The organism is Mycobacterium sp. (assembly GCF_032162605.1).
Taxonomy (GTDB): Bacteria; Actinomycetota; Actinomycetes; order Mycobacteriales; family Mycobacteriaceae; genus Mycobacterium.
Map to the genome: position 1 here is coordinate 1 of NZ_JAVROT010000074.1, position 11,337 is coordinate 11,337.

The following is an 11,337-nucleotide window of genomic DNA, read 5'->3' on the forward strand; positions in this document are numbered from 1 at the left end:
CTCGTCCGCGACCTGACGCGGATCACCGATCCGGGCGTCGACGAACTGAACGCGTTGCACGCCAGCCTCGTCGATGCCGCACAGCAGGGCGGCGTCCTCGACGTCGCCTACCGAATCCTCGACAGCCCAGTCGGATCCCTTCTCGTGGCCGCCACCGAGCTCGGCCTCGTCCGCGTCGGCTACGCCGCCGAGGGGCATGACACCGTCCTGCAGCAGTTGGCCGACAGGGTGAGTCCCCGGATCCTGCTCGCCCCCGCTCGGCTGGACGGGGTCGCCCGTGAACTCGACGAGTACTTCGCCGGAGCCAGAAGGGGATTCGACGTGTCCCTGGACTGGCGCCTGTCAGGCGGGTTCCGCAGCGTCGTCCTGCACCACCTGCCCGAGATCGCCTACGGGCACACCGCCAGCTACGCCGCCGTCGCCGAACTGGCAGGAAACCCGAAGGCCGTCCGCGCGGTCGGCTCTGCGTGTGCCACCAACCCGCTGCCCGTCGTCGTGCCATGCCACCGGGTGGTCCGCAGCGACGGCGGCATGGGTGGCTACCTCGGCGGCATCGAGGCCAAGCGCACCCTGCTCACGCTGGAGGCGGCGGCATGAGCGTCACGGCCGATCCGTGGCGGCGCCGGGTGGAGGCAACCGACTGGGGCGCCGTTCGCGCCGACCTCGACGCCGTCGGGTGCGCGTTGACCGGACCGCTGCTGTCCCCGCGCGAAGCCGCCCAGATCGCCGCGCTCTACGGGGACGAGGCCCGATTCCGGTCGACGGTGCACATGGCGCGTTACCGCTTCGGCGAAGGCGAGTACCGGTACTTCGCGGAGCCGTTCCCCGAGGCCGTCGACGCCCTCAAGCGCGCCCTCTATCCGAAGCTGCTGCCGATTGCCAGGGACTGGTGGACCAGACTGGGCCGCGAAACACCCTGGCCTGAAAGCCTTTCCGAATGGCTGCGAATGTGCCACACCGCGGGGCAGACCAAGCCGACACCGATCCTACTCAAGTATGGACCTGGGGACTGGAACGCCCTGCACCGCGACCTGTACGGCGAACTGGTCTTCCCCCTGCAGGTCGTCGTCAATCTCAACGAGCCAGGAGTCGACCACACCGGTGGGGAGTTCCTGCTCTACGAGCAGCGGGCCAGGGCGCAGTCTCGTGGCACGGCCACGCTCATCCCACACGGGCATGGACTGGTGTTCACCACGCGGGACCGTCCGGTGCAGTCGAAGCGTGGGTGGTCGGCGGCTCCAGTGCGCCACGGGGTTTCGACGGTGCGCTCGGGCACCCGGTTCACCCTGGGGTTGGTGTTCCACGATGCCGCCTGACTTGCCGTGCGCAACCTGCACAGTTTCGTAGATGAGGAGACGGTCCCCTCGATCGTGGGCGATCCGTCACGCCGCAGCGACGGCGGCATGAGTGTCACGCGAACGACGTTGAGCGCAAGCAATTTCGAACTGACCGCTACGGGTCGTCGTCGGGGTCTGCGAGGAGGCGTTCGGGGTGGTGAAAGAAGTTGGTGCGGGTTTGGCCGGTGTCGAGGTGTGGGGGTGGGATCCATTCGGCGTTTCCGTTGCGGATCTGGACGGTCCATCCGTCTTCGGCGAGGCGGTTGTCGGGGCCGCAGGCCAGGACTTCTTCGTCGATGTTGGTCTGGCCGTTGTTCTTGGCCCAGTAGGCGTCGACGGTGGGCGTAGTGTCCGGGCTTGCGCCCAGGCTATTTCCCGCCGCCGCGCCCCCGAACCGGACGTGCGACTTTCACCGCATCCGGCTCTCCGTAGGTCATGCTGGGACGGCGCTCGTTGTTTCCCAGGGGTTCGGGATCTTCGTTGGCGGATCGGGTTGGGCATCGCCACCTCGGTGAAGCGCTGCTCGAGGCTACGAGTCCGCCGTCGGCGTCGGGGCGCGGTGTCGATGACTGCGGTCTCGAACAACAGCTGACGAAGACTGGCCAGCCGCGCCCGATAGGCTCGCCGCGACGATGGGGGCACCGTGGTGCACGACAGCGCGATGTCGAACTCCTCGAGTGCGTCGCTGGTCAAGTCGGCAACCATCCAGTGCCAAGCCAGCACCACCGCCAGACATTCGCCGAGTACCGTCTCGATCCAAGAACTCTTCCAGCCCAACCGATTTCCGGCACCTCGCAACGTGGCAAACCCGCTCATGTCACGGTCTTCCGCACCGGGCGTTGACCAGCGCTGCAGTGAGCAACGTCGTCTCCGACTGCGCGCACCGGGCCGGGCTGGGCCCGATCCGCGCCCACCGGCTGCGACATACCGCGGCCACGGCGATGCTGCGCGCCGGCAGCCCGCTGGCGGAGGTAGGTCAGGTCCTGCTGCACCGATCGGCGTTGACGACCTCGCTGTATGTCGTCATCACGGCACCTTTCTCGCCGAGCATCGCTCAGCGTGTCAGGCCGGAAGCACCGTTAAATCCACAGTCCCAGCTCTCAGGGTTGAGGTCGGCGTCGTTCGATGACAGCTGTCAGAACAGAAGTTGGACGAGTTGTCGCGATGACTGTAGGTGATTCCGCATCGCCTGCTCCGCCTTACCTGGATCGTGGCCCTCAATCGCGGACAACAGGTCGGCGTGGGAAAGCATAGCCTCGGTCTTTGCCGGCAGATTCTTCCAATAGAGTCGCCAAAAACGCAGCGTATGTAGCAGGAGCCGGTCGGCGGCATCCTGAAGCAGCGGGTTCCGGATCATGTGCACAAGAAATGTGTGAACGGCGTGGTCGTCTTTCAGGAACTGTTCGGAGTCCGCACTGATTCGCGCCTGGTCCACGGTCTCGACGAGCCCCCGAAGCGTGCGCAGGTCCGCGTCCGTTGCCCGAGTAGCCGCGATGTAGGCGACACCGCACTCGATGGCCTCCCGGGCCTCGAACATGTCCAATATCTCATCCAAGGCGAGGGGCGTGACCATGATTCCCCGTCGGGGAACGATCGTGATGAACCGATCTTTTGCGAGCCGCGCCAACGCCTCGCGCACGGGCATCCGGCCAAGACCGAGATCCGAGGCGAGTGACTGCTCGTTGACGAACGCGCCCGGCGTCAGGCGCAGATCGAGAACCATCTCCTGCAATCGGGCGTACGCGATGTCGCTGGCCCGTTCAGCAACCACGCGGAGCTCCCTTGACCCCTCGTGATGAGGAATGACTGCGCCCACTGTCCATCGATTGATTCGTCCTGTCTGCCGCTCTCGAGCCCACCATCGCCGGCCTCTCAGGCTAGACCACATTTTCGCTTTCGAGTTGCGCCTTGAAATACCGGTGATATAACAGACGTCAACGCAGAGGAGCGGGAAACAATGACCGAAGTACAACGAGGACCTGCCGCTGCTGAGAAGCCGACCAGTCTGCAGCGTGGCGTCCTGACAGTGCCCAATGCCATCGCACTCTCGGCTGCCGCCATGGCGCCCGTGCTCGCGGTAGTGCTGAATGCACCTGCTGCAGCCGCCGCTGCGGGCGCCGCACTCCCGCTCTCGTTTCTCATCGCGTTCATCGCCGCCGCCCTGGTGGGGAACACGGTTGTCCAGTTCTCCAAGCAACTTCCCTCGGCAGGGTCGTTCTACACGTTCAATTCACAGGGCCTCGGATCCGGGGCCGGCTTCTTCACCGGCTGGCTGTTCTGGATCGGATATGCCGTTCTGGCCCCGGGGCTCTTCTGCGCATTCGGGGCGTTCGTGCACGACTACGTGCTGGCGACGTTCGATCTGGACGTCCAGTGGTGGTTGTTCAGTCTCGCCGCCTTGGCGATCATCGTTGGGCTGTCACTGCGCAGTATCAAGGCGTCCGTCAATCTCGACCTGGCCCTGCTTACCCTCGAGGTCGTCATCTTCCTCATCCTCGGTGTGACGGCCATCGCCACTGCCGGTCCCGGCAACACCGCCCAGGTATTCCTCCCGTCGGCCGCACCCACGGGCTTCACCGGCGTCGGACTCGGGGTGGTCTTCGGACTTCTGTCCTTCATCGGGTTCGACGCTGCGGCGACGCTCGGCGAAGAGACCCGCGACCCACGGCGCAGCATCCCGCTCGCCATCACCGGCGCGCTCGGCGCCGTGGGGGTGTTCTACGTGCTCATGATGTACGCGCTCACCGCCGGATACCGCCTCAACGACCCCGACCAGATGGCCGCGTTCCTCCAAGACGCGAATCCGTTCGTCACCCTGGGTCAGCATGTGACTCCATGGCTCCTGCAGCCGATCGAGATCGCGGCCGTGGCCGGCATCTTCAGCTGCTTCCTCGCCATCCACAACACGACCACCCGGGTGATGTTCTCGATGGGCCGTGACCACGTACTCCCGGCGTCTTTGGGCAAGGTGCACGACCGTTGGTACTCACCGCACCGCGCGATCGCTGCGCAAACCGTTTTCACCATCGTCCTGGGAATCGGCGTGGGAATCTGGCTGGGGCCCGGCGCTACTGGCGCCTATGGATTCACCGGGGCGATCGGCACCGTCGCCATCGTCATCGTGTACATCATCAGCAACATCGCGCTCGTCCGCTATTTCTGGCGCAGGCCGGAGCGCACGATTGCCACCCACGTCATCACTCCGATTCTCGGAGTTCTGGCCCTCGCCTACCCGCTGTACGCCGTGGCCGCACCCGGCCAGGCATATCCGTACAACCTGGTTTCGATCGTCGTCATCATCTGGATCCTTCTCGGCCTCGGCCTGTACCTGTACTACCGTGCCACCGCTCCGGAGAAGATCGCCGCCATCGGCACATTCGTGGCAGAGGACGACCTCCCACTTGCCGAGCAACACGAAAGCAACCTGACCGCCAGAGCACCGTCGGTTCAGCACCCGACGGTGGCGGAATTGGAAGCCATGCGTGAAGAAACCACCAAGGGCGGCGAGTGATAGAGGTCGAGGGGAAGAGCGTCTTCACCGAGCTTGCCGAACTCGTCGATCCAGCGCACACCGCGCTTCTCCTCATCGACATGCAGCGCGACTTCATTGATGCGGACGGCCTTTTCGGCAAGCTCGGAATCGACCTGTCCATGTACGCCGAATTTCGGCCGCGTCTTGGGGCATTGCTGGCCGGCGCCCGCCGCAGCGGCATCCTCGTCGTTCACATCCAGAACACGGCGTTGCCCGGCCGGATGAGCGATTCGCCCGCGCAGATCCATTTCAACCTCAAGATGCACGAGGCGGCGAGGCGCGACGGGCCGCCACTGCGCTACACGGTGCCCGGCAGCCCCGGGCACAGCTTCGCGGCAGGATTCGAACCCCTTGCCGATGAGCTTGTGGTGCGGAAGTACCGCTCGAGCGGCTTTTGGGGGACCAATCTCCAACTGCTTCTCCGCAGCAACGGAATCGAAACCGTGGTGGTCGGTGGGTGCACGACCGAAGGATGTGTGGAGTCGACCGCCCGCGACGCGATGTTCAATGACTACTACGTCGTCATCCCTGAGGACTGCGTCGCGAGCGACGATCGGGCGCAGCACGAGGCGTCGATGCTGTTGATGCGGCACCGATTCGACTTGGCGACCGGCGATCGAATCCAGCAGGCGTGGGATGACCACGCCTCCGGCGCTGATGCGGAGTGCACATGAAAAAGCTAGAAGGCCGCATCGCGGTGGTGACCGGCGCGGCATCCGGTATCGGGAAAGGCATCGCAATAGCGTTCGCGCGCGAAGGCGCCGACATCGTCGTTGCGGACAAGGTTGACGAGTCCCGCGCCGCCGAAGTCATCGAAGGCATCAGGGAACACGGTTGTGAAGCGCTATTCGTACACGCGGACGTCGCCGACGAGGCAAGCGTCGACAGCATGGCCGCGAAGTCGCTCGCCCATTTCGGGCGAGTCGACATTCTGGTGAACAATGCCGGCATCTTCACCGAATCGCTGCTGGAGAACATGTCGGTCGACGCCTGGGACCGTGTGGTCAACACGAACCTGCGTGGCACGTTCTTGTGTACACGCGCGCTGATCAACCAGATGCTCGAGCGGAGCGACGGGCGCATCATCAACATCGCGTCGCAGCTGGGCCAGATCGGCGGCGGGTCTGTCTCGCACTATGCCGCGAGCAAGGCCGGCATCATCGGTCTGACCAAGTCCCTTGCGCGCGAGGTCTCACGTCGAGGTGTGCTCGTCAATGCCATTGCCCCGGGTCCCATCGAGACACCCCTGCTCGACAGTGAGTCGGAGGAATGGCGCAGCGGCAAGCTGGCGGAACTTCCCATCGCCCGGTTCGGAACTGTCGACGAGGTCACTCCGACCGCGGTGCTCCTGGCTTCAGCCGACGGGTCTTACTACGTCGGCCAGACGCTCGGCCCCAATGGCGGGGACGTGATGCTGTGACATTCGTCGACGTCTGCGCATCCGAATTCGCAACACCGCAAGACGAACGCTAGAAAGGCAACCATGTTCGATCTCACCGGCCGAGTCGCACTTATCACTGGAGCCGCGTCCGGCATCGGCGCCGCGACGGCGAAGATATTCGCCGAAGCAGGCGCAGATCTCGCGCTCGCCTGGTATCCGCCAGACGGCCACGACATCGAGCCCGTCCGTGCGGCGGTCGAAGACGCCGGGCGCCGAGTCGTCGTCGCAGCCGTCGACGTCACCAAGAGAGCAGATGTCGACGCGCTGGTCGTCGAGGCCGTGAGCGAACTCGGTGGCATGCACATTGTTGTCGCCAATGCTGGCATCGCCAGGAAAGTGCAACTGGAAGATCTTGACGACGACGCGTGGAACGCCGTCATCGACGTGGACCTCAATGGGGCCTGGCGATGCTTCCGTGCAGCGCTCCCGCACATGCGGAAGGCTGGCTACGGCCGGTTGATCGCCACTTCCTCGGTGGCCGGCACGGTGTCCGCGTGGCCGGAGCACTCGCACTACGCTGCGGCAAAAGCCGGGCTTGTCGGACTCGTGCGTTCCCTCGCGGTCGAGTTCGGTCCCGATGGCGTCACCGCCAACGCTGTCGCCCCCGGCGTCATCAGAACACCGCAGTCCCTCGACCCGGTGAACTCGCTTGGTCCGGACGGAGTCGATGCAGTCGTCGCGAAGATTCCGGCAGGACGGGTCGGCGCGCCCGAAGACATCGCGTATCTGTACCAGTTCCTGGCGAGCGCTCAAGCCTCGTATGTGACTGGGCAGCTCATCGTTGCCGACGGGGCGCGCAGCCTCGCGGGGCTCGACTGAATCTCCCCCAACTGACACGCTAGGAGAACGAACTGTGACGCTTGACCCGCAATTCTTCCGGCAGACCGACGTCGAGGGTATCCCTGGACCGCCGCGAGATCTGATCGGCTACGGAGAGCATCCACCACGGGTTCGTTGGCACAATGATGCGAAAGTCGCCGTGCAGATTGTCGTCAACTACGAAGAGGGGTCAGAAAAGACCTTCGCCATGGGCGACGGGGTAAACGATGGCATGTATGAACTGCCGTTCGCCGTCGACGATCAACGCGACCTTGCCGTCGAGTCAATGTACGAGTACGGCTCGCGCGCCGGGATCTGGCGGCTGTTCCGCGTGTTCGACGCGGCTGACATCCCCGTGACTTTTTTTGCCTCCGCCGTTGCGTTGGAGCGCAATCCCGAAGTGGCGGCAAAGCTTTCGCAACGGGGAGACGAGGCAGCGGGGCATGGCTATCGCTGGAGCAACCATTACGAAATGACTCGCGAGGAAGAGCGGGAGGCGATCAGGCGCGCGACCCTTTCCATCGAGAAGACGACGGGTTCGCGTCCAGTGGGCTGGTACTGCCGCGAAATGAGCGTGAACACGCGGGAACTTGTCGTCGAAGAGGGCGGGTTTTTCTATGACTCGGACACCTATAACGAGGACATCCCGTATTGGACGTCAGTTCAGGGCCGCAGCCACCTGGTCGTCCCGTACTCCCTCGTCGTGAACGACGCCCGCTACATCTTGGGAACCGGTTACGGCAGCCCGGAGCAGTTCTTCGAAACCGCGAAAGCGACTCTGGACCGCCTGTGCAACGACGGCGACGATATCGGCCGAATGATGTCGATCGGGCTCCACCCGCGGATTACCGGAAACCCGGCCCGCGCGGACGCGCTAGCTCGATTCATCGAATATGCGCAGCAGTTTGACGACGTGTCGTTCATGCGTCGAATCGACATTGCAGAGTCGTTCGCGGAGCAGGTGCCGAGCGCTGCTGCAACGGTACTGTGAGCGCGGCACAGCCATTTCTGTATGACCGAAGCGGTGCGCACTATCCCATCGAGGAGACGCGATGGCGGGGAGACGACGGTTCTCCGCTGATGGTTTCGCCGCTCGGCGGGATCACTCGAGACGACGTCGACCGTGCGGAGCGCTCGCAGTGGCGGTACCGGGCGGCTCTGCCGGTGTGTTTCGAGCGTCCGGTGTCGCTCGGCGAGGGATGCACGCCGATGCTGGCCACCGAGGTCGCCGGCTTCCCGGTGCTCGTCAAGCCTGAGTGGTTCAATCCCACTGCGAGTTTCAAGGATCGCGGTACCACGGTGATGATGTCGGTTCTGAGCGACCAGGGTGTCATCGAGGTGCTGGAGGACAGTTCCGGCAACGGCGGCTCGTCGGTCGCCGCATACGCCGCCGCCGCGGGTATCAGCGCCAAGATCCTGGCGCCGGCGAACACCTCTGCGCCGAAGATCGTGCAGACCCGAATACACGGGGCCGACATCGAACTCGTTCCTGGAGACCGCACCGCGACGTCTGAGGAGGCGGTTCGTCAGGCCGCGGGGAGACGTTACGCAAGCCACAATTGGCATCCGTTCTTTCTGCAGGGGACGAAGCTCCTGGCGTACGAGATCTGGGAGGACGGGGGGTTCGCAGCGCCCGATTGTGTTGTCGTGCCTGCAGGATCGGGAAGCCTGGTGCTCGGATGCTTCCTCGGGTTCACCGAACTCGCCGCCTCGGGAGCCATCCGCGTGATTCCGCGGATCCTCGTCGCCCAACCGGCGAACTGCAGCCCCCTGGCGGCCGCATTCGGCGCGGGCCTGTCCGCCGCAGCGGGCGGCGATTGGAAACCGACCCTGGCCGAGGGGGCATCGATCGCGCGGCCGGTGCGCGACCGCGAAGTCCTCGCCGCGGTGGCGAGTTCGGGAGGGGATTTTCAGACCGTCCAGGAGGACGAGATTCCGCGCGCGGTCCTTTCGCTCGCTGCCAAGGGTCTCTATGCCGAGCCGACCAGCTCGATCGTCGCTGCGGCGATCCCCGGATTCATCGCCCGCGGACTTGTCCGCGCCGGCGAGACGGTCGTGCTGGTGCTCACCGGTTCGGGGCTGAAGGCTGCATCCGCCATGGCCGACATCGCCCGTGACCGAACCCCCTGACTATTTGAGGAGGCAGTTCATGTTCATTTCCGAGGTACTCTGCGTGCCGGTCCGATCGGGCTTCTTCGCCGACGATCAGGCCGCCATTCTCGGGGGAGCCGTTCACGACGGCTTCGGCTACGTGGGCGGTCCCGTCACGCCCGGCTTCCGTTCCGTCCGGCAGGCCGGCGAGGCGGTCTCGGTCATGCTCGTTCTGGAAGATGGCCAGATCGGACATGGAGACTGCGCCGCGGTCCAATATTCGGGCGTGGGTGGCCGCGACGTCGTGTTCGATTCGGCGGTGGCGGCAGAGACCATCCGATCGCATGTCGCCCCGATTCTCCGCGGGCGAGAGCTCAGTGACTTTCGCAGCGTCGCCGCGGTGGTCGACGCGCTGGTGATCGACGATCGTCCGCTGCATACGGCGATTCGGTACGGCGTCACGCAAGCGCTTCTCGACGCCGTGGCGAAGGCGCGCAGGGTGACGATGGCGGAGGTCATCCAGGACGAGTATGAGACGGGGATCGAGATCGTACCGGTGCCGATGTTCGTGCAGTCGGGTGACGACCGCTACAACAACGTCGACAAGATGGTGCTCAAAGAAGCCGACGTGCTCCCGCACGGGCTGATCAACAACCTGGAGACGCGCCTTGGCCGGGACGGCGAACTGCTCAAGGAATTCGTGACCTGGGTCCGCGATCGCATCCTCACCCTTCGCACCCGCTCCGACTACGAGCCGATCATGCACTACGACGTCTACGGGACCCTTGGCCAGGCGTTCGACGGCGATGTCGAACGAGTGGCGGACTACCTGACGGAGCTCGGACAGGTCGCCAAGCCGTTCCGATTGCGGGTCGAGCACGCGATCGACGCCGGCAGCCGTGACGCACAGATCGCGGCCTCCGCCGCTCTCCGTGCAGCATTGCGCGCTCGCGGCAGTGACGTGCAGATCTCGGTCGACGAATGGTGCAACACCCTTGAAGACATCGAGCTGTTTGTCACAGCTGGCGCTGCCGACATGATCCACGTCAAAACGCCGGACCTCGGCGGTATCAACAACACCATCGAGGCTCTGCTCCTGGTCGCCGGCAGCGGGCTGGCCGCATACTGCGGGGGTACCTGCAACGAGACGGATCGTTCGGCGCAGATCGGCGCGCACGTCGCCATGGCGTGCGGCGCCGCGCAGGTGCTGGCCAAGCCGGGCATGGGTGTTGACGAGGGAATGATGATCGTCGGCAACGAGATGGCGAGGGTGGCTGCTCTCGTGGCCTCGCGCCGAAGTGCGACCGGCGGCCCGGTCGAGCGTGCTGCGTGAAGCCGCTCGCGGATCTTCGGATCGTCGCCATCGAACAGTACGGCGCAGGGCCGTTCGGCAGCGTGCACCTGGCCGACCTCGGCGCTGAGGTCATCAAGATCGAAGAACCGGCCAGCGGCGGTGACGTCGGGCGCTATATCCCGCCGTACCAGCGGGGCGAAGACAGCCTCTTCTTCGAGGTGTTCAATCGCAACAAGCGCAGTGTGAGCCTGGATCTTTCGACCGCTGCAGGACGCGAAGCGTTCCACGATCTCGTGCGGGTCAGCGACGTCGTCTACTCCAACCTCCGTGGCGACGTTCCCGCCAAGGTCGGCATCACCTACGACGACCTCAAGAGCGTGAATCCGACAATCGTCTGCTGTGCCCTCACCGGATTCGGCATGACCGGTCCGCGAGCGGCCGAGCCGGGTTACGACTACATTCTGCAGGGCATCGCCGGGTGGATGGACATCACCGGGGAGCCGAGCGGACCACCGACGAAATCGGGACTCTCGCTGGTCGACTACTCCGGAGGCCTCGTCGCGGCCGTCTCGATCCTTGCCGGCGTTCACGCGGCAAGGCGGGACGGCGTCGGAATGGACTGCGACGTAAGCCTGTTCGACACGGCCGTCTCGATGCTGACCTATCCCGCCATCTGGCATCTCAACGGCGAATTCGAGCCGAAGAGGACCCACCACTCCGCGCATCCGTCTCTGGTGCCGTTCCAGGCGTTCCAGGCGAGCGATGGATGGATCGTCGTCGCGTGCCCGAAAGAGAAGTTCTGGCAGCGGCTTGCGGTCGCCGT

The 11,337-nt window shown here is 64.9% G+C and carries 12 protein-coding genes and 1 pseudogene; 11 read left to right on the forward strand and 2 right to left on the reverse strand.

What is annotated here, in order from left to right:
• Positions 1-21: 21 nt before the first annotated feature.
• Positions 22-597 (forward strand): methylated-DNA--[protein]-cysteine S-methyltransferase, encoded by a 576-nt coding sequence (locus tag QOI01_RS04020; protein ID WP_526378834.1) that lies wholly within the window; start codon positions 22-24, stop codon positions 595-597.
• A complete protein-coding gene (locus QOI01_RS04025; RefSeq protein ID WP_526378813.1) occupies positions 594-1,316 on the forward strand; it encodes a 2OG-Fe(II) oxygenase in 723 nt (240 codons plus the stop codon). The genes QOI01_RS04020 and QOI01_RS04025 overlap by 4 nt, the downstream gene beginning before the upstream one ends.
• Before the next feature lie 136 nt (positions 1,317-1,452).
• On the opposite strand, the pseudogene QOI01_RS04030 reads toward QOI01_RS04025, so the two are convergent.
• Positions 1,453-1,644 (reverse strand): annotated as a pseudogene (locus QOI01_RS04030) (hypothetical protein); the annotation flags it as partial.
• Positions 1,645-1,969: 325 nt separating this feature from the next.
• On the opposite strand from QOI01_RS04030, the gene QOI01_RS04035 reads away from it, so the two are divergent.
• On the forward strand, positions 1,970-2,515 hold the full coding sequence (locus tag QOI01_RS04035; RefSeq protein WP_526378815.1) for a tyrosine-type recombinase/integrase: 546 nt from the start codon (positions 1,970-1,972) through the stop codon (positions 2,513-2,515).
• On the opposite strand, the gene QOI01_RS04040 is transcribed toward QOI01_RS04035, so the two are convergent.
• Positions 2,473-3,153, reverse strand: a complete 681-nt coding sequence (locus tag QOI01_RS04040) for a GntR family transcriptional regulator (RefSeq protein WP_526378816.1) — start codon at positions 3,151-3,153, stop codon at positions 2,473-2,475. The two genes, QOI01_RS04035 and QOI01_RS04040, sit on opposite strands and share 43 nt — an antisense overlap.
• Positions 3,154-3,294: 141 nt before the next feature.
• Between QOI01_RS04040 and QOI01_RS04045 the strand changes: the two genes are divergently transcribed.
• From QOI01_RS04045 to QOI01_RS04080, 8 genes are all read left to right on the forward strand, one after another.
• On the forward strand, positions 3,295-4,848 hold the full coding sequence (locus tag QOI01_RS04045) for an amino acid permease (protein WP_526378818.1): 1,554 nt from the start codon (positions 3,295-3,297) through the stop codon (positions 4,846-4,848).
• Entirely contained in the window at positions 4,845-5,543 is a 699-nt protein-coding gene (locus tag QOI01_RS04050; RefSeq protein ID WP_526378820.1) for a cysteine hydrolase family protein, read from the forward strand. The genes QOI01_RS04045 and QOI01_RS04050 overlap by 4 nt, the downstream gene beginning before the upstream one ends.
• Positions 5,540-6,289, forward strand: a complete 750-nt coding sequence (locus tag QOI01_RS04055) for an SDR family NAD(P)-dependent oxidoreductase (RefSeq protein ID WP_526378822.1) — start codon at positions 5,540-5,542, stop codon at positions 6,287-6,289. The genes QOI01_RS04050 and QOI01_RS04055 overlap by 4 nt, the downstream gene beginning before the upstream one ends.
• A gap of 63 nt (positions 6,290-6,352) precedes the next feature.
• Positions 6,353-7,129 (forward strand): SDR family NAD(P)-dependent oxidoreductase, encoded by a 777-nt coding sequence (locus tag QOI01_RS04060; protein WP_526378824.1) that lies wholly within the window; start codon positions 6,353-6,355, stop codon positions 7,127-7,129.
• Between the two features lie 34 nt (positions 7,130-7,163).
• Entirely contained in the window at positions 7,164-8,120 is a 957-nt protein-coding gene (locus tag QOI01_RS04065) for a polysaccharide deacetylase family protein (protein ID WP_526378826.1), read from the forward strand.
• Positions 8,117-9,259 carry a pyridoxal-phosphate dependent enzyme gene (locus QOI01_RS04070; protein WP_526378828.1) on the forward strand — a complete coding sequence of 381 codons (1,143 nt, stop codon included), beginning with the start codon at positions 8,117-8,119 and terminating at the stop codon, positions 9,257-9,259. Before QOI01_RS04065 ends, QOI01_RS04070 begins: the two co-directional genes overlap by 4 nt.
• Positions 9,260-9,278: 19 nt before the next feature.
• Positions 9,279-10,553: a methylaspartate ammonia-lyase gene (locus QOI01_RS04075; RefSeq protein ID WP_526378830.1), complete on the forward strand. Its 1,275-nt coding sequence runs from the start codon at positions 9,279-9,281 to the stop codon at positions 10,551-10,553.
• Positions 10,550-11,337 (forward strand): CaiB/BaiF CoA transferase family protein (locus QOI01_RS04080; RefSeq protein WP_526378832.1); only part of this gene is annotated, 788 nt, incomplete at its 3' end. The genes QOI01_RS04075 and QOI01_RS04080, both read left to right, overlap by 4 nt.